At 72.4% G+C, this 21692-nt stretch carries 19 protein-coding genes; 9 read left to right on the top strand and 10 right to left on the bottom strand.

The annotated features are described in order from the left end of the window. Positions 1–104: 104 nt before the first annotated feature. A complete protein-coding gene (locus AC068A_RS21305) occupies positions 105–2375 on the bottom strand; it encodes a transglycosylase domain-containing protein (RefSeq protein WP_478587066.1) in 2271 nt (756 codons plus the stop codon). 397 nt (positions 2376–2772) lie between these two features. Between AC068A_RS21305 and AC068A_RS21300 the strand changes: the two genes are divergently transcribed. Further along, positions 2773–3123, top strand: coding sequence for a WhiB family transcriptional regulator (locus tag AC068A_RS21300; RefSeq protein ID WP_478587064.1), 351 nt, complete (start codon positions 2773–2775; stop codon positions 3121–3123). Between the two features lie 42 nt (positions 3124–3165). Here AC068A_RS21300 and bagB read toward each other — a convergent pair whose 3' ends face one another. Together bagB and bagA are read right to left on the bottom strand one after the other, a co-directional pair. Next, positions 3166–4521 (bottom strand): ATPase BagB, encoded by a 1356-nt coding sequence (bagB, locus tag AC068A_RS21295; protein WP_478587062.1) that lies wholly within the window; start codon positions 4519–4521, stop codon positions 3166–3168. After that, positions 4518–5498, bottom strand: a complete 981-nt coding sequence (bagA, locus tag AC068A_RS21290; RefSeq protein WP_478587060.1) for an ATPase BagA — start codon at positions 5496–5498, stop codon at positions 4518–4520. The genes bagB and bagA overlap by 4 nt, the downstream gene beginning before the upstream one ends. Positions 5499–5657: 159 nt before the next feature. On the opposite strand from bagA, the gene AC068A_RS21285 reads away from it, so the two are divergent. From AC068A_RS21285 to AC068A_RS21265, 5 genes are all read left to right on the top strand, one after another. Further along, on the top strand, positions 5658–5819 hold the full coding sequence (locus AC068A_RS21285) for a Sp36 family protein (RefSeq protein ID WP_007264966.1): 162 nt from the start codon (positions 5658–5660) through the stop codon (positions 5817–5819). Beyond that, a complete protein-coding gene (locus tag AC068A_RS21280) occupies positions 5816–6289 on the top strand; it encodes a RidA family protein (protein WP_478587058.1) in 474 nt (157 codons plus the stop codon). Before AC068A_RS21285 ends, AC068A_RS21280 begins: the two co-directional genes overlap by 4 nt. Positions 6290–6441: 152 nt before the next feature. After that, on the top strand, positions 6442–7353 hold the full coding sequence (locus AC068A_RS21275) for an NUDIX hydrolase (protein ID WP_478587056.1): 912 nt from the start codon (positions 6442–6444) through the stop codon (positions 7351–7353). Beyond that, positions 7350–8195, top strand: coding sequence for an MBL fold metallo-hydrolase (locus AC068A_RS21270; protein ID WP_478587054.1), 846 nt, complete (start codon positions 7350–7352; stop codon positions 8193–8195). The genes AC068A_RS21275 and AC068A_RS21270 overlap by 4 nt, the downstream gene beginning before the upstream one ends. Continuing rightward, the gene (locus AC068A_RS21265) at positions 8192–8497 is read left to right on the top strand and encodes a hypothetical protein (RefSeq protein WP_478587052.1); all 306 of its coding nucleotides are present in this window, start codon (positions 8192–8194) and stop codon (positions 8495–8497) included. The genes AC068A_RS21270 and AC068A_RS21265 overlap by 4 nt, the downstream gene beginning before the upstream one ends. 74 nt (positions 8498–8571) lie before the next feature. Here the strand turns inward: AC068A_RS21265 and AC068A_RS21260 are convergent, their stop codons facing one another. Next, positions 8572–9372, bottom strand: coding sequence for a nucleotidyltransferase domain-containing protein (locus AC068A_RS21260; protein WP_478587050.1), 801 nt, complete (start codon positions 9370–9372; stop codon positions 8572–8574). 110 nt (positions 9373–9482) lie between these two features. Further along, complete coding sequence (locus tag AC068A_RS21255) at positions 9483–10157, bottom strand: Crp/Fnr family transcriptional regulator (RefSeq protein ID WP_010473292.1); 675 nt, start codon at positions 10155–10157, stop codon at positions 9483–9485. A gap of 362 nt (positions 10158–10519) precedes the next feature. Here AC068A_RS21255 and nth point away from each other — a divergent pair, with 362 nt between their 5' ends. From nth to AC068A_RS21240, 3 genes are all read left to right on the top strand, one after another. Then, positions 10520–11278, top strand: coding sequence for an endonuclease III (gene nth / locus AC068A_RS21250; protein ID WP_478587072.1), 759 nt, complete (start codon positions 10520–10522; stop codon positions 11276–11278). A 138-nt stretch (positions 11279–11416) separates the two neighbouring features. Beyond that, on the top strand, positions 11417–12220 hold the full coding sequence (locus tag AC068A_RS21245; RefSeq protein ID WP_478587048.1) for an NUDIX hydrolase: 804 nt from the start codon (positions 11417–11419) through the stop codon (positions 12218–12220). A gap of 13 nt (positions 12221–12233) precedes the next feature. Then, entirely contained in the window at positions 12234–13436 is a 1203-nt protein-coding gene (locus tag AC068A_RS21240) for a MarP family serine protease (protein WP_478587046.1), read from the top strand. A 402-nt stretch (positions 13437–13838) separates the two neighbouring features. Here the strand turns inward: AC068A_RS21240 and AC068A_RS21235 are convergent, their stop codons facing one another. The 5 genes from AC068A_RS21235 to AC068A_RS21215 form a co-directional block, all read right to left on the bottom strand. Continuing rightward, positions 13839–14795: an alpha/beta fold hydrolase gene (locus AC068A_RS21235; RefSeq protein ID WP_478587044.1), complete on the bottom strand. Its 957-nt coding sequence runs from the start codon at positions 14793–14795 to the stop codon at positions 13839–13841. After that, on the bottom strand, positions 14792–15250 hold the full coding sequence (locus AC068A_RS21230) for a phage holin family protein (RefSeq protein WP_478587042.1): 459 nt from the start codon (positions 15248–15250) through the stop codon (positions 14792–14794). The genes AC068A_RS21235 and AC068A_RS21230 overlap by 4 nt, the downstream gene beginning before the upstream one ends. Before the next feature lie 61 nt (positions 15251–15311). Next, a complete protein-coding gene (nhaA, locus tag AC068A_RS21225) occupies positions 15312–16739 on the bottom strand; it encodes a Na+/H+ antiporter NhaA (protein WP_478587040.1) in 1428 nt (475 codons plus the stop codon). Between the two features lie 272 nt (positions 16740–17011). Continuing rightward, on the bottom strand, positions 17012–18967 hold the full coding sequence (gene acs, locus AC068A_RS21220) for an acetate--CoA ligase (protein ID WP_478587038.1): 1956 nt from the start codon (positions 18965–18967) through the stop codon (positions 17012–17014). Positions 18968–19177: 210 nt separating this feature from the next. Then, positions 19178–21574, bottom strand: a complete 2397-nt coding sequence (locus AC068A_RS21215) for a SulP family inorganic anion transporter (protein WP_478587036.1) — start codon at positions 21572–21574, stop codon at positions 19178–19180. Between the last annotated feature and the right edge of the window lie 118 nt (positions 21575–21692).

Genomic DNA, 21692 nt, shown 5'->3' with positions numbered 1-21692 from the left:
ACAGAAAAAACAAGCGCACGGCGAAACCAGCAGTAAACCTAGGATAAAACCACCCCCCCCCCCCCCCCCCCCCCCCCCCTCGCCCCCGTCGTTCTCCGGTCGCGCTACTCCGTGTCGCGGCCGCCGATCAGGCCCGGTTCCAGGGTGACCCCGGGGAACGGGTTCGTCGGCGTGCTGCCCCCGCCGGTGGTGCCGTCCGTGGTGGTGCCGCCGGGCTTGCCGTCGCCACCCGGCTTGGCGGGCTTGCTCGGCTTGTTGGGCTTCGTCGGGTTGGTCGGCGGGGTGGGCCGGCCGGTGCCGCCGGGGTTCCCGGTGTCGGGGATGCCGACCATGACGAAGCTCGGGGCCTCGCGGCCGGCGAGGGCACCGCTGACCGCCTGCTTCCAGATCGGGCCGGGCAGCCCGCCGCCGTACACCTTGTCGTAGTACTGGCCGCCGATGGTGATGTTCTCCATCGACACCTGCTTGGAGCCGCCCGAGCCGACCCAGGTCGCGCCGGACATGTTCGGGGTGTACCCGACGAACCAGGCGTTGTAGCGGTTGTCGGTGGTGCCGGTCTTGCCGGCGCTCTGCCGGTCCGTCAGGCCCGCCGCCGTACCCGTACCGGAGTCGACCACGCCGAGCAGCAGGCTGTTGATCGTGTCGGCGGTCCGCTCCGACATCATCCGCTCGCACTTGGACTTCGGTACGGACAGCGCCTTGTTGTGGGCGTCGGTGATGGACTCGATGGAGACGGGGGTGCAGTACACGCCGCGGTTGGCGAAGGTCGCGTACGCGTTGGCCATGGTCAGCGGCGACATGCCCTCGGTGCCGAGCGCGATGGCCGGGACCTCGGGCAGCTTGGTGCCGTCGGCCGGGACCACGCCGAGCTTGGTGGTCATCTCGGTCACCGGGCACACGCCGGTCTCCGTGATCATCTGCACGAAGTAGGTGTTGACCGACTTGGCCATCGCCTGGTTCATGCCGTACGGGCCGACCTCGGACTCCTGCTCGTTCTCCAAGCGCTCGTGGGCGGTGTTGACCCAGGGCTTGTCGCCGCAGGTCTGCACCGGGCTCGGGTACTCCATCTGGTACGGGGAGGAGTACACCTTGCCGGGCGAGATGCCCTCCTCCAGGGCCGCGGCCGCGACGAACGGCTTGAAGGTCGAGCCGGTCGGGAAGCCGAAGCTGGATCCGCCCATCCGCTTGTCGACGGAGAAGTTGATCTGCGTCTCGTTCTTGTTGAAGCCGTACGGCTTGGACTGGCCCATGGCGACGACCCGGCCGGTGCCGGGCTGCACCAGGGTGACGGCCGTGGCGACCTTGTCGTCCTGGCTGACGTGGTCCTTGATCGACTCGTTGACCGAGTCCTGCGACTGCGGGTCCAGCGTCGTACGGACGGTCAGGCCGCCCCGGTTCCAGAGCTTGGCCCGCTCCTCGCGGGTCTTGCCGAACACCGGGTCGGTCAGGAACGTGTTGCGCACGTAGTCGCAGAAGAAGCCGGCGCCCTTGACGGCGGTGATGCAGCCGTTCTTGGGCCGGGTCACCTTCAGCTGGACGGGCTTCTTCTTCGCCTCGTCCGCCTCGGCCTGCGAGATGTCCTTCACGTCGACCATCCGCTGGAGGACGACGTTGCGGCGCTTCATCGCCTCCTGGCTGTCGTTCACCGGGTCGTACCGGCTGGGCGACTGCACGAGGCCGGCGAGCAGCGCCGACTCGTCCAGGGTGAGGTCCTTGGCCGGCTTGCTGAAGTAGCGCTGGGAGGCGGACTCGATGCCGTACGCCTGCTGGCCGAAGTACGTGATGTTGAGGTAGTTCTCGAGGATCTTCTTCTTCCCGAGCTCCTCCTCGACCTGGATCGAGAACTTCAGCTCGCGGATCTTGCGCCCGAGGCTCTTCTCCTGGGCCTCGCGCACCTTGGTCTCGTCGTCGCCGGCCTCCTCGACGAAGACGTTCTTCACGTACTGCTGGGTGAGCGTCGACGCGCCCTGGGCGGCGCCGCCCTCCTGCGCGTTGCGGTTGACCGCGCGCAGGATGCCCTTGAGGTCGACGGCGCCGTGTTCGTAGAAGCGCGAGTCCTCGATCGCGACGATCGCCTTCTGCATGTACGGCGAGATGGCCGTGAGCGGGACCACCTGCCGGTCACGCGAGTAGACCGTGGCGATCAGGCCACCCTCGGCGTCCAGAATCGTGGTGCGCTGACTGAGCGGCGGGGTCTTGAGATTGGCCGGGATCTCGTCGAACCCCTCGACCGTGCCCTTGGCGGCCAGCCCGAGGGCCCCGGCGCCCGGGATGGCGATGCCTGCCAGTACGACTCCGGAGAGAACGGACAGCCCGAGGAACTTGGCGGCCTGCTGCGGCCCCGTGAGCCCGGCGCCCGAGCGCTTCTTACCCATGGAGGGCAGCCTACGTTCTCATTCGCCGGACAGGCGCGAATGCCTTGGCCTAAGCTGTCCCCAACTGTCACAGCAGTGCGGTGCGACATCAACCCCTCGGCTTGATATTCACCCTCCCCGAACAGGGTGGACTTATGTCCGAATCTCACCGCCCACTCTGACGGCCGTCCGCCCCCAGTCCGCCGATTTCATCCTCATCGCCGGAATGGTCCGGCATGTCGTTCGATCACTCCGTCGGGTGATCTGCCGCTTACCCATAGTCCGTTCGGACCATTCAAGATTGGGCCCGTCGGGGGTGTTGCGCCGTCCCCGCCTTCCGTAACGTCCTCAACTGGCAGCGGTGAATATGCCGCTACCGCCGTGGGGGAGCCTCGATTCGGGAGAGGACGGCGCCGGGATGGGCTGGGTAACCGACTGGAGTGCGCAGGCAGCCTGCCGCACTACCGATCCGGATGAACTGTTCGTTCAAGGAGCGGCACAGAACAGGGCCAAGGCGGTGTGCACCGGGTGTCCGGTGCGGACCGAGTGCCTGGCCGACGCGCTCGACAATCGTGTCGAGTTCGGAGTGTGGGGCGGAATGACCGAGCGGGAGCGTCGCGCGTTGCTGCGCCGGCGTCCCACCGTCACCTCGTGGCGGCGGCTGCTCGAAACCGCCCGCATGGAGTACGAACGCAGCACGGGCATCCTCACCCTGGATGCCGATGCGGAGATGGACGTCCCGTACGAGACGTACGCGGCGGCCGGGTAGATCCCCCCGCGGTTCCGCGTACATCCGTCGCCGTACGGTCTCCTACGCTCCGGCCGGAATCCCGGCCGCGAGTCGTTCTCCGATGGCCCGCAGCCCGGCGAGGTCGTGCACATCGCCGGGCAGGGCGGCCACCTCGGTCACCGCCACCTCGGGGTGCCGTGAGGTGAACCGGTCGCGCGTGCGCTGCTCGCGCGCGATCACCTGCATGCGCTCGGCGTGCAGGCGAAGCAGTCCTGCCGCGATGTCGTCCGCTTCCGCGTCAGAGCCCGCGCCCGCGCCCGCCGTCGCGTTCGTGTCCGCGTTCGTGCCTGTGTCCTCGCGCTCGCCCGCGTCTGCGTCCGAGCCCGCGTCCCCGTCCCCGTCCCCGTCCGGGCCCGGTTCCGCGTACCCGTCTTCTGCGGCCGAGTCACGAAGTCCAGCTTTCCCGGCCTCCTGATCCACAATGCCGCCCCGCTCAAGATTGTCTGCGGCGGCCAGGGCGCGCTCGGCGGACAGCCCGTCGGCGCCGCTGCCGTGCACCCGGTTGAGGACGAGCCCGGCCAGCGGCATCCGCTCCGCGGCCAGCCGCTCCACGAAGTACGCGGCCTCGCGCAGGGCGTCCGGCTCGGGGGCCGCCACCACCAGAAAGGCCGTCCCCGGAGCCTGAAGCAGCCGGAACGTCGCGTCCGCGCGCGTGCGGAAGCCGCCGAACATCGTGTCCATCGCCGCCACGAAGGTCTGCACGTCCTTCAGCAGCGAGGCGCCCATCAGCTTGCTGAGCGTGCCGGTCATCAACGACATGCCGACGTTGAGGAACTTCATCCCCGCCCGGCCGCCGACCTTCGCCGGCGCCATCAGCACCCGGATGAACTTCCCGTCCAGGAAGGACCCGAGCCGCTTCGGCGCGTCGAGGAAGTCCAGCGCGGACCGGCTCGGCGGGGTGTCCACCACGATCAGGTCCCAGTCGTCCCGGGCCCGCAGCTGCCCCAGCTTCTCCATCGCCATGTACTCCTGCGTGCCCGCGAAGCCGGCCGACAGGGACTGGTAGAAGGGGTTGGCCAGGATCGCCCCGGCCCGCTCCCGGTCCGCGTGCGCCTCGACGATCTCGTCGAAGGTCCGCTTCATGTCCAGCATCATGGCGTGCAGCTCACCGCCGTCGCCGGCCACACCGGTGACCCTGCGCGGGGTGTTGTCGAGGGAGTCGATCCCCATCGACTGGGCCAGCCGGCGCGCCGGGTCGATGGTCAGCACGACCACCTTCCGGCCCCGCTCGGCCGCCCGCAGGCCCAGGGCCGCGGCCGTCGTGGTCTTGCCGACCCCGCCCGCGCCGCAGCACACGATGATCCGGGTGTCGCGGTCGTCCAGCAGCCGGTCCACGGACAGCTCCGGCGACGACGACGCGCCCACGGCCTCACTCATTCCTCGCCCGCCTGTTTCCGCAGCTCCGAGGCCAGCTCGTACAGTCCGGCCAGATCCATCCCCGCGCCGAGCAGCGGGAGTTCGTACGTCGGCACCTTCAGCTCCCGCAGCACGGCCCGCTGTTCGCGCTCCAGCTCCACCCGGCTCGCGTGCTCGGCGGCCTGCGCGAGCAGCGGCTCCACCAGCCGCTCCGCCTGTCCGCCGCGCCGGGCGCCGCCCAGGCCCGCCCGGGACAGCGCCCGGGCCACGCCGGCGCGCTGCTCGTTGCCCGCGGCCCGCAGCGCCTCCTCGTCCAGATGGTGCGGCCGGACCATGTTGACCACGACCCGCCCCACCGGGAGCCCGGCCCCCACCAGCTCGGCGATCCCGTCGGCGGTCTCCTGGACGGGCATCTCCTCCAGCAGCGTGACCAAGTGGACCGCCGTCTCCGGGGACTTGAGCACGTTCATCACGGCCTGCGCCTGGTTGTGGATCGGCCCGAACCGGGCCAGCCCCGCCACCTCGTCGTTGACGTTCAGGAAGCGGGTGATCCGCCCCGTCGGCGGCGCGTCCATGACCACGTGGTCGTACACGTACCGGCCGGCCTTGTCCTTGCGGCGCACCGCCTCGCAGGCCTTGCCGGTCAGCAGCACGTCCCGCAGCCCGGGCGCGATCGTCGTCGCGAAGTCGATGGCCCCGAGCTTCTTCAGCGCGCGGCCGGCGGACCCGAGCTTGTAGAACATCTGGAGGTAGTCCAGCAGCGCCCGCTCCGCGTCGATGGCGAGCGCGAACACCTCCCCGCCGCCCGGGGCGACGGCGATCCGGCGCTCCTCGTACGGGAGCTCCTCCGTCCCGAAGAGCTGTGCGATCCCCTGCCTGCCCTCGACCTCCACCAGAAGCGTCCGCCTGCCCTCGCGTGCGAGGGCGAGCGCGAGTGCCGCGGCAACCGTGGTCTTTCCGGTTCCGCCCTTGCCGCTGACCACCTGGAGCCTGCTCACAGCCTCTGAGCCTAACCATTCGGCCCTCGCGCCGCGCAGGACCCTCTCCCTCCGGTGGGATCCGGGGGCCGGCCGCGGCGGTCGCGCCGTGGTCCCGCCGCGCCGTCGCCGGCTCCGGCCGGGCGTTTCCCCCGTGCGACAGGCGATACGCTCGCCCCCATGACCAAGAAGTTCGAATACGCGACGGTCCCGCTGCTGGTCCACGCCACCAAGCAGATCCTGGACACCTGGGGCGAGGACGGCTGGGAGCTCGTCCAGGTCGTGCCCGGCCCGAACAACCCCGAGCAGCTCGTGGCCTACCTCAAGCGGGAGAAGGCATGAGCGGCGCCGTCGAAGCGAAGCTGGCCGACCTCGGCCTGACCCTGCCCGAGGTCGCCGCGCCGCTGGCCGCGTACCAGCCGGCCGTCCGCTCGGGCAACTACGTGTTCACCGCGGGCCAGCTCCCGATGGTCAGGGGCAGCCTGCCGGTCACCGGCAAGGTCGGCGCCGAGGTCTCGCCCGAGCAGGCAAAGGAGCTCGCCGCGGTCTGCGCGCTGAACGCCCTGGCCGCCGTGAAGTCCGTCGCGGGCGACCTCGACCGGATCGCGCGCGTGGTGAAGGTCGTCGGCTTCATCGCCTCGGCCCACGACTTCACGGCCCAGCCGGCCGTCCTCAACGGCGCGAGCGAGCTCCTCGGCGAGGTGCTCGGCGACAAGGGCGTCCACGCCCGCAGCGCGGTGGGCGTGGCGGTGCTCCCGCTGGACGCCCCGGTCGAGGTCGAGATCCAGGTCGAGCTGCTGCCCGAGGCCTGACCGGCCCCGGACGCACCCGGGGCTCCCCGAGGGATCCCCGGGGCCCTGCCGGGCCCGCACGCCCACGGTGCGCGGGCCCGCCGACGGCGCGCGGGCCCGCCCAGGGCAGGCAGCTCTCGAACATCGGGCCGGATGGCCGTAGCATCCCGGGCATGCCCAACGGTGAGCAGGGACAGCAGCAGACACACGGAGCCACCCCCGCCGGAGGGCAGTGGTACCCGCCGGAGTGGCCCGACCTGATCCGCGCGCTCGCGGACGGCTCCCTCACGCCGGTGGCGCCCAGACGGGCCGCCACCGTGATGCTGCTGAAGGACACCGCGGCCGGACCGGTCGTGCACATGCTGCGCCGGCGCGCCTCCATGGCCTTCGCCGGCGGCGCGTACGCCTATCCCGGCGGCGCCGTCGACCCGCGCGACGAGGACCGCCTCGTCGGCTGGGCCGGGCCTGGCCTGGACGCCTGGGCGGCCCGCCTGGGCACCGACGCCCGCACGGCCCAGGCCATCGTCTGCGGGGCCGTCCGCGAGACCTTCGAGGAGGCGGGCGTGCTCCTGGCGGGCGAGACCGCCGACACCGTCGTCGGGGACACCACCGGCGAGGACTGGGAGGCCGACCGGCAGGCCCTCGTCGCCCGCGAGCTGTCCTTCGCCGCCTTCCTCGACCGCCGCGGCCTGCGGCTGCGCTCCGACCTGCTCGGCGCGTGGGCCCGCTGGATCACCCCCGAGTTCGAGCCGCGCCGCTACGACACCTGGTTCTTCGTCGCCGCCCTCCCCGAGGGCCAGCGCACCCGCAACGCCTCCACCGAGGCCGACCGGACCGTCTGGATCCGCCCCGCCGACGCCGCGGACGGCTACGACAAGGGCGAGCTGCTGATGATGCCGCCCACCATCTCCACCCTGCGGTCCCTGGAGCCGTACCGGAGCGCCGCCGACGCCCTCGCCGCGGCCGCCGGCCGGGACCTGGCCCCCGTACTGGCGCAGGCGGCGCTGGAGAACGGCGAGGTGGTGCTCAGCTGGCCCGGCCACGACGAGTTCACCAAGCGCGTCACCTTCGGAGGTGGGTCGTGACCGATGCCGCAGCCCTGCCCGGACAACCGCGCGGAGTGGTCTCCTCCGGCCCGGCCACCGCCCGCGCCACGAACATCCTGGCCCCGAACCCGTCGGCCATGACCCTCGACGGCACCAACACCTGGCTCGTCTCCGAGCCCGACTCCGACCTCGCCGTCGTCATCGACCCCGGCCCGCTGGACGAGGCGCACCTGCGCGCGGTCGTCGAGACCGCCGAGCGGGCGGGCAAGCGCATCGCGCTGACCCTCCTCACGCACGGCCACCCGGACCACGCCGAGGGCGCCGGCCGCTTCGCCGAGCTCACCGGCACCAAGATCCGCGCCCTGGACCCGGCCCTGCGCCTCGGCGGCGAGGGGCTGGCCGCCGGGGACGTGATCCGCACCGGCGGCCTGGAGCTGCGCGTGGTCCCCACCCCCGGGCACACCGCGGACTCGCTCTGCTTCCACCTGCCCGCCGACCGGGCCGTCCTGACCGGCGACACGGTCCTCGGCCGCGGCACCACCGTCGTCGCCCACCCCGACGGGCGCCTCGGCGACTACCTCGACTCGCTGCGCCGGCTGCGCTCGCTGACGGTCGACGACGGCGTGCACACGGTGCTGCCCGGCCACGGCCCGGTGCTGGACGACGCGCAGGGCGCGGTGGAGTTCTACCTCGCCCACCGCGCGCACCGGCTCGCCCAGGTCGAGACCGCCGTCGAGAACGGCTACACCACCCCCCGGGAGGTCGTCGCCCACGTGTACGCGGACGTCGACCGCTCCCTGTGGCCCGCCGCCGAATGGTCCGTGCGGGCCCAGCTGGAGTACCTTCGAGATCACGGACTGATCCCCGGGGGACCTGAATGAACATGCTGATCCTGCTGCTCGCCCTGCTCGCCTGCGCCGCGTGGACCGCCTCGACGGTGACCCTGCGCACGAAGGCACTGGAGCGCAGGGCGGAGCGGCTGGAGCGGCGCCTGGGCCTGGTCCTGGACCACCTGGGCATCGAGGAGCCGGAGCCGGCCGGCCTGGACGCGGTACGGGCGCTGCTGCGCGATGGCCGCACCATCGAGGCGATCAAGGCGTACCGGGCGGCCACCGGGGCGGACCTGGCCGAGGCCAAGCGGGCCGTCGAGGACCTGGCGGAAGCCCTGCCGAGCCGCGCCTGAGGAGGGCGATGCGGCAGCACGCCGATGCACCGCACCGGACGACGCGGAAACGCACCCCACTTCCCCGAGGCCGCTTAGCGCGGGGTCTTGGTGCCGAGCCGGGCCGTGTACTCCTCCGCGAGCCACGGCCCGAGGTCCTCGACGAACGCGCGCGGCACGGCCGGGTCGGAGACCGGCTCCAGCGCCACCGCGGCCGCGGCCCGCATCTGCGCCGCGCGCTGCGGGTAGTAGCGGGCGAAGACCTCCGCGGACTCGGCGAGGTCGCTGGTCCAGCCGCCCCAGCGGGGCATGACGAGCATGAGCCCGGTGCGCACCAGGTGCCGGGCGAGGCCGCGGCTGAGCCGCCGGACGTCGCGGGGCGTGGCCGCCTCGTCCAGCCGGGCCCGCCAGCGGGGCAGGATGGCGGCCAGGTCGCCGTTGGTCTCGCGGGCCAGCCGGGCGTCCGGGCGGTAGCGGGGCAGCTCCTCGGCCAGGTCGGGGCCGAGCAGCGGGGTGCACAGGCAGGCCAGGAACCAGCCCATGTCGTAACGTTCCTGCTCGCTCAGCAGCCGGTCCCTGCCGTACAGCAGCACGCCGGCCCCGTCGATCTGCGGGAACTCCTCGTCCAGGGTCCGTGCCAGCACCTCGGCGGTGTCCCGGTCCTCGTCGGCGGGCTCGTGGTGCAGGGCGAGCAGCAGGTCGAGGTCGGAGCGCCCCGGGCGGGCGGTGCCGCGCGGTACGGACCCGTACAGGTAGGCGCTGTGCAGCCGGGGCCCGTACGCGTCGGCGATCAGGGCGCGCGCAGCGGCGACGACCGGCGCGAACGGCTCCTGCACCCGGCCCAGCGAGCCCTCCCGCTCGAAGTACCCGTACGCGTCCACTCCCCGAGGTTCCATGGGCCCACTGTGCCCGGTCGCGGGCGGGCCGGGGTGGGCGGGGCCCGTGGCAGCACGAAGGGGCCCCGCCCGGACCACCGGGCAGGACCCCTCTCGCGTATGCGGGTGCGTCAGCGCGAGCGCTTGGCGAGCCGCTCCACGTCGAGCAGGATCACCGCGCGGGCCTCCAGCCGGAGCCAGCCGCGGCCGGCGAAGTCGGCCAGGGCCTTGTTCACGGTCTCGCGGGAGGCGCCGACGAGCTGGGCGAGCTCCTCCTGCGTCAGGTCGTGCACGACGTGGATGCCCTCCTCCGACTGCACGCCGAAGCGGCGCGACAGGTCCAGGAGCGCGCGGGCCACGCGGCCCGGGACGTCGGAGAAGACCAGGTCGGACATCTGGTCGTTGGTCTTGCGCAGGCGGCGGGCCACCGCGCGCAGCAGGGCACTCGCCACCTCGGGCCGGGCGTTCAGCCAGGGCTGGAGGTCGCCGTGGCCCAGGCCGAGGAGCTTGACCTCGGTGAGGGCGGTGGCGGTGGCGGTGCGCGGGCCCGGGTCGAACAGCGAGAGCTCGCCGATCAGCTCGCCCGGGCCGAGGACGGCCAGCATGTTCTCGCGGCCGTCGGGTGAGGTGCGGTGCAGCTTGACCTTGCCCTCGGTCACGACGTACAGCCGGTCACCGGGGTCGCCCTCGTGGAACAGGGCGTCACCGCGTGCGAGAGTCACCTCGCTCATGGAGGCGCGGAGCTCCGCGGCCTGCTCGTCATCGAGCGCCGCGAAGAGCGGGGCGCGCCGCAGAACGTCGTCCACGAGTCTCTCTCCTATGTCGACCAGCTCAGGGGACCGTGTTCCCCATTTTGCCGGACGCCTCAAACAGTGCGATCAATCACAAGGATGCCGGACGTACGGGCATGCTGTGCGGCGAGAGGCCAATCGGGGTGGTGTTACCTGAGGTCCGGGCGGGCTCGGGCGGCCGGGCTTAGGCTGGCCGGGTGTCCAACAAGCCGGTGAGAGCACAGGCCAAGGGGTCCGCGCGAGTGACGGGCGCGGCCGATTCAGCTGTGGGCGAACAAGCCCCCGAGGAGGCACCCGAGCGGCTCGGGAAGCCCGAGAAGGCCCCGCCGAAGCCCCCGGGCAAAGCTTCGGCCAAGAAAACGGAATCCCGTCTGGCCATGGTGCGCCGCGCCCGCCGGATCAACCGGGAGCTGGCCGAGCTCTACCCGTACGCCCATCCCGAACTCGACTTCCGGAACCCCTTCGAGCTGCTGGTCGCGACCGTCCTGTCCGCCCAGACGACGGACCTGCGCGTCAACCAGACGACCCCGGCCCTCTTCGCCGCGTATCCGACCCCGGAGGACATGGCGGCCGCCGTGCCCGAGGAGCTGGAGGAGATCATCCGGCCGACCGGGTTCTTCCGGGCGAAGGCCAAGGCCCTCCTCGGCCTCTCGCAGGCCCTGCGGGACGACTTCGGCGGGGAGGTCCCGGGCCGCCTGGAGGACCTGGTGACCCTGCCCGGCGTCGGCCGCAAGACGGCCAACGTGGTGCTGGGCAATGCGTTCGGGGTCCCCGGGATCACCGTGGACACCCACTTCGGGCGGCTGGTGCGGCGCTGGAAGTGGACCGAGCAGGAGGACCCGGAGAAGATCGAGGCGGAGATCTGCGCGATCTTCCCGAAGAGCGAGTGGACGATGCTCTCGCACCGCGTCGTCTTCCACGGCCGCCGGATGTGCCATGCGCGCCGGCCGGCCTGCGGCGCCTGCCCGATCGCCCCGCTCTGCCCCGCGTACGGGGAGGGCGAGACGGACCCGGAGAAGGCGAAGAAGCTGCTGAAGTACGAGAAGGGCGGACAGCCGGGCCAGCGGCTGAACCCGCCGCCGGACTACCCGGGCCTTCCGGCCCCGCCCCTGGGCGGAGCCCCGGCAGCGGTCTGAGCAGGCGCGGGCCGCCGCCCACGGCGGCGGCCCGGTGGAACGAATCCGGACCGGGGCGGCGTTGTCCCGGTGACGGTACGGCGTCGGGACGTGCCGGGCCGGTGCCGGCAACAGCGACTCCAGGAAGCAGGGGTGCCTATGACGCGCGGAGCGCGGGACGACAGCGGAGTGGCCCAGGCGGCCGCGCCTCCGGCGCGGGTCTCCGGGCCGGTCTCCGGGCAGGGCTTCGGGCCGGGCTTCGGGCCGGGCTTCGGTCAGGGCTCCGCCGGGCGCCGCGACCTGCGCCTGAGCACCCGGGGCCTGCCCGACTGGCTGGACCCCGTCGTGGAGGCCGTGCGCACGGTCCGCCCGACCCAGCTCAGCCGGTTCCTGCCGCCCGAGGACGGCCGGGGCCGCCAGTCCGCGGTCCTCATCCTCTTCGGCGAGGGCCCCTCCGGCCCCGAACTGCTGCTCATGGAGCGGGCCGGGAGCCTGCGCTCGCACCCCGGCCAGCCCTCCTTCCCCGGCGGCGCCCTCGACCCGGAGGACGGCGACCCGCACACCACCGGCCCGCTGAACGCGGCGCTGCGCGAGGCCGAGGAGGAGACCGGGCTCGACCCGGCCGGGGTCCAGCTCTTCGGGGTGCTGCCCCGCCTGTACATCCCGGTCAGCGAGTTCGTCGTGACCCCGGTCCTGGGCTGGTGGCGCGAGCCGAGCCCGGTGGGCGCCGTGGACCCGGGCGAGACGGCCCGCGTCTTCACCGTGCCCGTGGCCGATCTCACGGACCCCGCGAACCGCGCCACCGCCGTGCACCCCAGTGGCCACCTGGGCCCCGCTTTCACCGTGAACAACGCTCTGGTCTGGGGTTTCACCGCCGGAGTGATCGATCGGATGCTGCACTTCGCAGGCTGGGAGCGCCCATGGGACCGGTCGAGGCAGGTCCCGCTCGACTGGCGCGCATGAGACGGTGGCCCACGTGAACGTGCTGGACATCCTGCTGCTGCTCGCTGCCGTGTGGTTCGCGATCGTCGGCTACCGCCAGGGTTTCGTCGTCGGCATCCTGTCGGTGATCGGCTTCCTGGGCGGTGGCCTCGTCGCCATGTCCGTCCTCCCGCTGGTCTGGGACAAGGTGACCGACAACGGCACGAGGGTGTCCACCACGGTCGTGGTGGTCGCCGTCGTCGTCGTCATCGTCTGCGCCTCCATCGGACAGGCCTTCACCACCCACCTCGGCAACCGCCTGCGCCGCCACATCACGTGGTCGCCCGCGCGGGTCCTCGACGCCACCGGCGGCGCCCTGGTGAACGTCATCGCGATGCTGCTCGTCGCATGGCTCATCGGGTCGGCGCTCGCCGGCACCTCGCTGCCCACGCTGGGCAAGGAGGTCCGCAACTCCAAGGTGCTGCTGGGGGTGTCGCGGGTGCTGCCCGCCCAGGCCGGCACCTGGTTCTCGGACTTCACCTCCACCCTCGCCCAGAACGGCTTCCCGCAGGTCTTCAGCCCGTTCTCCAACGAGCCCATCACCGAGGTCAGGGCGCCCGACCCGGCGCTGGCGCAGAGCCCCGTCGCCGGGGCCGCCAAGCGCTCGATCGTGAAGGTCGTCGGCACCGCGCCCAGTTGCAGCAAGGTGCTGGAGGGCACCGGCTTCGTCTTCGCCCCCGGCAAGGTCATGACCAACGCCCACGTCGTCGGCGGCGTCACCGAGCCGACCGTGCAGATCGGCGGCGAGGGCAAGCTGTACGACGGGAAGGTCGTGCTCTACGACTGGGAGCGCGACATCGCCGTCCTCGACGTGCCCAAGCTGAAGGCGCCGCCGCTGGAGTGGGCCGACAAGGACGCGGTGAGCGGCAGCGACGCGATCGTCGCGGGCTTCCCGGAGAACGGCGCGTACGACGTCCGCTCGGCGCGTGTCCGCGGCCGGATCAACGCCAACGGCCCGGACATCTACCACCGGGGCACCGTCCGCCGCGACGTGTACTCGCTGTTCGCGACCGTCCGCCAGGGCAACTCCGGCGGCCCGCTGCTGACCTCGGACGGCAAGGTGTACGGGGTCGTCTTCGCGAAGTCCCTCGACGACCCGAACACCGGCTACGCGCTGACGGCGGACGAGGTCCGCGACGACATCCGGATCGGGAAGGTCGCCGAACGGCGGGCCGACAGCCAGGGCTGCGCCCTGTGAGCCGTGCGGACGGGCGAGCCGTACGGACGGGCGAGCCGTACAAACGGTGACCCGTACGGACGGTGATCCTTGGGCCCGGCTACGTCCGTGGATGGCGCAGCCGGGCCGACACCCAGCGGGCCCGGCGGCGCAGGATGCGCGGAATTCCGAGTCGGGGGTCGCGGCCCTCGCGGCCGGTCCTCCCGTGCCCGCCCGGCGTCACTGCCGGGCGGCGGTCGTGTGTGGTGTCACCGTGGTCGTGCGTCCAGCCCATACAACGAGCTGTGCCCGGGCGCCAAGGTCGGTAACCCCGTCCGGCGCTGCCAATTGGCCTATGCGCCGGGCAATTGAAGGACCGTAGGACAGTCGGAACGGCAATCCGTCAGATGGCCGCAGCCGCACGGGCGGGGCGGAGCACCGGGGTCACCGGTCGGGCTCCGGGTCCTTGAGCCAGTTCACGAGCTCGGTGGAGAAGGCGACGGGGTCCTCCTCGTGCGGGAAGTGCCCGAGCCCGTCGAACAGCCGCCAGCGGTACGGGGCTTCGACGTACTCGCCGGAGCCCGCGGCGCTGCGCGTGCGCATCACCGGGTCGAGCGAGCCGTGCAGGTGCAGGGTCGGCACCTGCACCGGCATCTTCATCCGGCGGTTGAACTGGAGCCCGTCCGGCCGGGCCATGGAGCGCATCATCCAGCGGTACGGCTCGATCGAGCAGTGCGCGGTGGACGGGATGCGCATCGCCCGCCGGTACACGGCGAGGTCTTCCTCGGCCCCGTCCTCCTGGAGCCGCGGCCCCGACCAGTCCCGGATCAGCTGCCCGACGAGGGCCCCGTCGTCGGCGACGAGCTGCCGTTCGGGGATGAACGGCCGCTGGAAGCCCCAGATGTGGGAACTCGCCCTGGTTTGTCCGAAGTCCGACAGCATGGCCGAGCGCCAGCGCCGCGGGTGCGGCATGGAGGAGACGGCGAGCCGGCGCACCAGCTTGGGCCGCATCACGGCCGCCGTCCAGGCGAGGTACCCGCCCAGGTCGTGCCCCACCAGGGCGGCGTCCGGCTCGCCGAGGGACCGGATGACGCCGGTGACGTCGAGCGCCAGGTTGGCGGGGTCGTAGCCGCGCGGGGTGCGGTCGCTGCCGCCCACCCCGCGCAGGTCCATCGCGACGGCGCGGTACCCGGCCTCGGCGAGCGCGGTCAGCTGGTGCCGCCAGGTCCACCAGAACTGCGGGAAGCCGTGGAGCAGCAGCACCAGCGGCCCGTCACCCAGCTCGGCGACGTGGAACCGGGCCCCGTTGGCCGCGACGTCCCGGTGCGTCCAGGGGCCGTCGAGGCGCACCGCCGTGGCGGCGGTGGGCGGGGGGCTGGAGTCCGGTGCGGTCGCTGTCATGAGGACGAGCGTGCCACACCCACAGCTTGGTCACTCACCGGCCGCGGGTGCGGCTTGACGGTCTGGAGGACGGCCGCAGTCTCCTTGAAGGAGGCGATGGACTTCTCCGGCGGCTTGACCTTCTTGAACTTGGACGTGGCGATCAGCGCGAGCAGGCCCGCGAGCAGCAGGAACGCCACGCCGACGATGAGGAAGGACCAGGCCAGGCCGAGCCCGAGGTTGTGGATCCCGTACGCCGCGGCGAAGCTCAGCACCGGCAGGGAGAAGAGGGCGAACACCCCGGCGATCGAGATGGCGATGCCGCCGGTGGCGCCGCGCCGGACGTCCTCGCGGAGCTCCGCCTTGGCGAGGGCGATCTCGTCGTGCACCAGGGCGGACATCTCGGCGGTGGCCGAGGCGACCAGCTGGCCGAGTGTGCGCTCGGCTCCTTGCGCCCCTTGGTCCACTGCACTCATCGCTCTCTCCCTCTGTCGTCGGCCGGCGGCTGTCCCCCGTCGGTCACTGCGTCAGTTCAGATCATGCCGGACGGTCGCCGCCGCCGCTGGACCCGGCCGCCCCTTCGGTCGGCGCGGCGGCCGCGGCCTTGCGCCGGTGCGCCGCGGCCTTCTCCTCGTGGATCCGCGCCATCCGCAGGTGGTAGTCCGGGTTGTGCTCCTCGTAGATGTCGGGGATGCCGTCGAGGTCCTCGTCGCGCTCCTCGGCCTCGGTCAGGGCCCGGTACGTGCGGTCGCGCAGCTTGAGCAGGACGCAGGCGACGGTGGCGGCGATGAAGGAGCCGATGAGCACGGCGGCCTTGACCTCGTCCGTGAGGACCGGGTCCCCGGCGAACGCGAGCTCGCCGATCAGCAGGGAGACCGTGAAGCCGATGCCGGCGAGCGAGGCCACGGCGAACACGTCGGGCCAGGCGAGGTCCTCGTTCAGCTCGGCCCGGGTGAAGCGGGCGGCCAGCCAGGTGCCGGCGAAGATGCCCACCGTCTTGCCGACGACCAGGCCGAGGACGACGCCGAGAGGCTCGGGCCGGGTGAAGACCTGCCCGATGGCTCCGCCGGAGAGGGCGACCCCGGCGGAGAACAGCGCGAAGAGCGGGACGGCGAGGCCGGCCGAGAGGGGGCGGACCAGGTGCTCGATGTGCTCGCCGGGGGAACGCTTCTCGCCCTTCCGGCGGGTGCAGCGCAGCATCAGGCCCATGGCGACGCCGGCGATGGTCGCGTGGACGCCGCTGTTGTACATCAGGCCCCAGATGGCCAGGGCGAGCGGGACGTACACGTACCAGCCGTGCACGCCCTTGCGCAGCAGGAACCAGAACAGGACCAGGCCGAGGAGCGCGCCTCCGAGCTGCGGGAAGCTGATGTCGCTGGTGAAGAAGACCGCGATGATCAGGATCGCGAAGAGGTCGTCGACGACGGCGAGGGTCAGCAGGAAGGCGCGCAGGGCGGACGGCAGCGAGGTGCCGATGACCGCGAGGACGGCGAGGGCGAAGGCGATGTCGGTGGCGGTCGGGACCGCCCAGCCGTCCGTCGACCCGCCGCCGATGACGTTGACGAGGGCGTATACCGCCGCGGGCGTGGCCATGCCGCAGACGGCGGCGATCACCGGGAGCGCGGCCGCTTTGGGGTCGCGCAGGTCGCCCGCGACGAGCTCGCGCTTGAGCTCGATGCCGGCGACGAAGAAGAAGAGGGCGAGCAGGCCGTCGGCCGCCCAGTGCTGGAGCGACAGGTCGAGGCCGAGGGCGGCAGGGCCGATGTGGAGGCTGCGGACGGCCTCGTAGCTGTCGCCGAAGGCGGGGATGTTGGCCCACAGCAGGGCGGCGACCGCGGCCACGAGGAGCAGGACGCCGCCAACCGTCTCGGTGCGCAGGGCATCGGCCACGAAACGCCGTTCGGGCAGGGAGAGAAGGCCGGGGAACGTGCGGCTGCGGCGGTCGGTGGAGCGGGGCGCGGCCACGAGAGGGCACCTCCGGGTGGTGGGACGGCATGGCGGAACTCGTTGCCGACCAGACTTCCCGGCGCACCTGCGTTTTTACGTTTCCCTAACCGTACAGGAGCGCGCAGGGACGAATCGGGTGATCATCACCTTATGTGCGAAAGGGGCATCCGGCGCGTCGCGCTGGATGCCCCTTTCCGGCTCCGATCCCTGCCAGGCCCGATCCCTGCCAGGCCCGATCCCTGCCAGGCCCGATCCCTGCCGGGCCGGGCCGGGCCGGGCCCGGCCCGGGCTCAGTCCTCGCTGCCGGCCGTGGGCAGCTTGCTCTGGATGAGGCCCATGACCGAGGAGTCGGACAGCGTGGTGACGTCGCCGAGCTCGCGGTTCTCCGCCACGTCGCGCAGCAGACGCCGCATGATCTTGCCGGAGCGGGTCTTGGGCAGCTCCGCGACGGGCAGGATGCGCTTCGGCTTGGCGATGGGGCCGAGGGTGGCGCCCACGTGGTTGCGGAGGTCCGCGACCAGGGCCTCGTCCTCGCTGGCCGTGCCGCGCAGGATGACGAAGGCGACGATGGCCTGGCCGGTGGTCTCGTCGGCGGCGCCCACGACGGCCGCCTCGGCGACCGCGGGATGCGAGACGAGCGCCGACTCCACCTCGGTGGTGGAGATGTTGTGGCCGGAGACCAGCATCACGTCGTCCACCCGGCCCAGCAGCCAGATGTCGCCGTCCTGGTCCTTCTTGGCGCCGTCGCCCGCGAAGTAGCGGCCCTCGAAGCGGGACCAGTAGGTGTCCACGAAGCGCTGGTCGTCGCCCCAGATGGTGCGCAGCATCGACGGCCACGGCTCGGTGAGGGCCAGGTAGCCGCCACCGCCGTTCGGGACCTCGTTGCCCTCGTCGTCCACGACCGTGGCGCCGATGCCGGGCAGCGCGCGCTGCGCCGAGCCGGGCTTGGTCTCGGTGACGCCGGGCAGCGGCGAGATCATCATCGCGCCGGTCTCGGTCTGCCACCAGGTGTCCACGATCGGGCAGCGGTCGCCGCCGATGTGCTTGCGGTACCAGATCCAGGCCTCGGGGTTGATCGGCTCGCCGACCGAGCCGAGCACGCGCAGGCTCGACAGGTCGAACTTCGCGGGGATGTCGTCGCCCCACTTCATGAACGTGCGGATCGCGGTGGGCGCGGTGTACAGGATGGTGACGCCGTACTTCTGCACGACCTCCCAGAACCGGCCCTGGTGCGGGGTGTCCGGCGTGCCCTCGTACAGCACCTGCGTGGCGCCGTTGGAGAGCGGCCCGTAGACGATGTAGGAGTGGCCGGTCACCCAGCCGATGTCGGCGGTGCACCAGTAGACGTCGGTCTCCGGCTTGAGGTCGAAGACGGCGTGGTGGGTGTAGGAGGCCTGCGTCAGGTAGCCGCCGGAGGTGTGCAGGATGCCCTTGGGCCTACCCGTGGTCCCCGAGGTGTAGAGGATGAACAGCGGGTGCTCGGCGTCGAAGGCCTGCGGTGCGTGCTCGGCGGACTGGCGGCCGACCGTCTCGTCCCACCACAGGTCGCGGCCCTCGGTGAAGGCGGTCTCCTGGCCGGTGCGGCGCACCACGAGCACGTGCTCGACCTGCGGGCACTTGGCGACGGCCTCGTCGATGGCGGGCTTGAGGGCGGAGGGCTTGCCGCGGCGGTAGCCGCCGTCGGCGGTGATGACCAGCTTGGCGTCGGCGTCCTGGATGCGGGAGGCCACGGCGTCGGCGGAGAAGCCGCCGAAGACCACCGAGTGCGCGGCGCCGATCCGGGCGCAGGCGAGCATCGCCACGACGGCCTCGGGGATCATGGGCAGGTAGACCGCGACCCGGTCGCCGGCCCCGATGCCCAGCTCGGTCAGGGCGTTCGCGGCCCGGGAGACCTCGTCCTTGAGCTCGGCGTAGGTGATCGCGCGGCTGTCGCCCGGCTCGCCCTCGAAGTAGAGGGCGACGCGGTCGCCGTGGCCGGCCTCGACGTGCCGGTCCACGCAGTTGTAGGCGACGTTCAGCCTGCCGTCCGTGAACCACTTGGCGAAGGGCGGGTTGGTCCAGTCGAGGGTCTCGGTCGGCTCCACAGCCCAGGTGAGGCGGCGGGCCTGCTCGGCCCAGAAGCCCAGCCGGTCCGCCTCGGCCTCTGCGTACGCCGCTGTCGTCACATTGGCGGCGGCGGCCAGATCGGCGGGCGGTGCGAACCGCCGCTCCTCCTTGAGCAGATTGGCCAGGCTCTCGTTGCTCACGACATCTCCCTTTCCCAGGGTGTCCGTTGCGTCCCCTTGGGCATAGCTCATCAGTCGGGCGCCCAGGTGACAAGGGTTGGCCCAGAATTGGTTTAGACCTATAGCGCGCCGGGGCCGCGCGCGCGAGCGGCCCCTTCCCGCCGCAGGGCGCGGGAAGGGGTCGACCGGTTGCACGGATACGGGAGGTTATCGGTTCAGGCCGCCCTGGCGTCAGGCGTGTTGGCCGACAGTGTCAAAAACCCGGCAGTCGAAAAAATCCTCTCCCTCCGACAGCAGGTAGGCCTGGGCCTCGCCCACGTGGAAGTACATTCCGTGCAGCTCCAGCGTGCCGTCGGCGAGTCGCCGGGCCACCGATTCGTGCGCCCTGAGGTGCTCCAGCTGCTGCACCACATTCGTCAGGCACAGCTGTTCGACGGCGTCCGCGGGGAGCCGGCCCGAGATCCGGGCCCAGGCGTGGTGGCGGCTGTCCATCCGCCTCAGGCTGGGCAGGCCGTGCCGCAGCCACCGGCTCAGCGGGGTCGCCGGGTCCCCCGGGACGGAGTTGAGCAGGGCCTGCATGGCGCCGCAGCCGGAGTGTCCGCACACGGTGATGCTGTCCACCCTCAGCACGTCCACCGCGTACTCGATGGCCGCCGCGACGGAGTCGTCCGAGGTCTCGGCTCCCGGCAGGGGGACCAGGTTGCCGACGTTGCGGACGGTGAACAGGTCGCCCGGACCGCTGGCCGTGATCATGCTGGTCACGAGGCGGGAGTCCGCACAGGTCAGGAAGAGCTGCGAGGGCCGCTGCCCCTCGCGGGCCAGCCGGGCGAGCTCGTCGCGGACGTGCGGGGCGGTGTCCCGCTGGAAGGCGGTGATGCCGCTGGCGAGCCGGCTGGCGCCGCGGGTGCGCGGGGCCGGGGTCCGGTGGTCGCAGTGGTTCTTCCACGGGGTCCAGGGCCGGCAGCAGTGGTGGCCGTCCCGCCGGGCGCCGAGCTCGCCGCCCGCCCTGGGGGCGGCGCCGGGCCGGCCGCCGTCCGGCCGGTCGCCGTCGGGCCCACCCCCGTCCGGCCGGTCGCCGTCCGGTTCGTCGGCGTCCAGGGCGGCGGCGCCGGAGGCCGCCGCCGGGCGGCCCGTCACCTCCAGTGAACCGCCGTGCGCCAGATGGGAGTCCTGCCAGTCCTGGAGCGTCTCGTACGCGGCGTGGTCCATGAACGAGCCGTCCAGCTCGATGACCACGTGCCCCCGGTGCGGGACCTGGTTCAGCATCCGGCTCAGCCTCGGCACCGCGAGGAACGTCAACTGCCCGCGCACCCACACGTGGTGGGCGCCGTCCCGCTCCTCCACGGTGATCCGGGTCCGGGTCAGCCGGTGCAGGGCCACGGCCACGGCCGCCGCGATCCCGATGGCGACGCCCTCCAGGACGCCGCCGAGCACCACGGCCACGACCGTCGTGGCGTACACCAGGAACTCCCGGTGTCGGGTGATGTTGCGCATGTGCGTGATGCTGACCATCTGCACCCCGACCGCCATCACGAGCGCGGCCAGCGCCGCCAGCGGGATCAGGTCGAGGGCCGGGACCAGCAGCGCGGCCGCGAGCACCACCCACAGGCCGTGCAACATGGCCGATTTCCGACTGGCCGCCCCGGACTTGACGTTGGCCACGCTGCGCACGGCCACACCGGTGATCGGCAGTCCGCCGCACGCTCCGGAGACGATGTTCGCCGCACCCTGGCCGCGCAGCTCCCGGTCGAGGTCGGCGCGCGGCGGCCGGTCGGCCGTACGGCGCTCGGAGGCGATCAGCTTGTCCGTGGCGACCGCGGACAGCAGGGACTCCACGCTGCCGACCAGGGTGATCGTCAGGGCGGCGGCGATGAGGCCGAGGACCGGGCCCTCGGGCAGCTCGGGCAGGGCGTGGCTGCGCCAGGACGGCAGGTCCACCCGCGGCAGGCTGAGCCCGCCCAGTGCCGCGCAGGCGGTGGCGGTGGCGACGGCGGCGAGCGCGGCCGGCACCTTGCGCAGGGCCCGGCCCTGCCGCCCCGGGAGCCGCGGCCAGCCGAGCAGGACGGCCAGGGTCAGCGCGCTGACGCCGAGCGCGGTCGGGTGGATGTCGGCCAACTGGCCCGGCAGCCCCTTGACGTTGGCGACGGCCGAGCTCTGCGGCGTGCCGCCGAGCACGATGTGCAGCTGGGCCAGGGCGATCGTGACCCCGATGCCCGCGAGCATGCCGTGCACGATGGCGGGGCTCACCATCAGCGCGGACCGGGCGGTGCGCAGGGCGGCGAGCCCCAGCTGGCAGCAGCCCGCGAGCACGGTGATGGCGCAGGTCGTGCGCCAGCCGTAGCGCTGGATCAACTCCGCGGTGACGACGGTGAGTCCGGCGGCGGGACCGCTGACCTGGAGCGGCGCGCCGCCCAGGCACCCGGCCACGATGCCGCCGGCGGCCGCGGCCACCAGGCCGGCCTGGAGCGGGGCGCCGGTGGCCAGCGCGATGCCGAGGGAGAGCGGCAGGGCGATCAGGAACACGGTCAGGGAGGCGGACAGGTCCGCCGCGAGGTCGGTTCGGGGCTTCTCGCCGGGCGTGTTGCCGAGCTCGTCGGATGGGCGCTTGGGGAAGGAAGTGGCTGTCACGGTCCCGTCTCCTCTGTGAGGGATGAAGCGGCGGGAATCGGTCGATGGCGGTGTAAAGCTGTCAGAAGTTCCAACACTCAGTAAACGAAAGGTAATGCAGAGTAAAGCTCTGCGAAAG

The sequence above is a fragment of the Streptomyces sp. NPDC043854 genome (genome assembly GCF_056436005.1).
This window is presented reverse-complemented; position numbering and strand designations above follow the sequence as displayed.

Bases quoted from the DNA above. Each gene is read 5' to 3' on its own strand.
- AC068A_RS21235 (WP_478587044.1), bottom strand. From the start codon at position 14,795: ATGACAGCGACCGCACCGGACTCCAGCCCCCCGCCCACCGCCGCCACG.
- AC068A_RS21285 (WP_007264966.1), top strand. From the start codon at position 5,658: ATGACCAAGAAGTTCGAATACGCGACGGTCCCGCTGCTGGTCCACGCC.
- AC068A_RS21280 (WP_478587058.1), top strand. From the start codon at position 5,816: ATGAGCGGCGCCGTCGAAGCGAAGCTGGCCGACCTCGGCCTGACCCTG.
- AC068A_RS21260 (WP_478587050.1), bottom strand. From the start codon at position 9,372: ATGGAACCTCGGGGAGTGGACGCGTACGGGTACTTCGAGCGGGAGGGC.
- AC068A_RS21230 (WP_478587042.1), bottom strand. From the start codon at position 15,250: ATGAGTGCAGTGGACCAAGGGGCGCAAGGAGCCGAGCGCACACTCGGC.
- nth (WP_478587072.1), top strand. From the start codon at position 10,520: ATGGTGCGCCGCGCCCGCCGGATCAACCGGGAGCTGGCCGAGCTCTAC.
- AC068A_RS21245 (WP_478587048.1), top strand. From the start codon at position 11,417: ATGACGCGCGGAGCGCGGGACGACAGCGGAGTGGCCCAGGCGGCCGCG.
- AC068A_RS21300 (WP_478587064.1), top strand. From the start codon at position 2,773: ATGGGCTGGGTAACCGACTGGAGTGCGCAGGCAGCCTGCCGCACTACC.
- AC068A_RS21265 (WP_478587052.1), top strand. From the start codon at position 8,192: ATGAACATGCTGATCCTGCTGCTCGCCCTGCTCGCCTGCGCCGCGTGG.
- bagB (WP_478587062.1), bottom strand. From the start codon at position 4,521: ATGAGTGAGGCCGTGGGCGCGTCGTCGTCGCCGGAGCTGTCCGTGGAC.
- AC068A_RS21305 (WP_478587066.1), bottom strand. From the start codon at position 2,375: ATGGGTAAGAAGCGCTCGGGCGCCGGGCTCACGGGGCCGCAGCAGGCC.
- AC068A_RS21275 (WP_478587056.1), top strand. From the start codon at position 6,442: ATGCCCAACGGTGAGCAGGGACAGCAGCAGACACACGGAGCCACCCCC.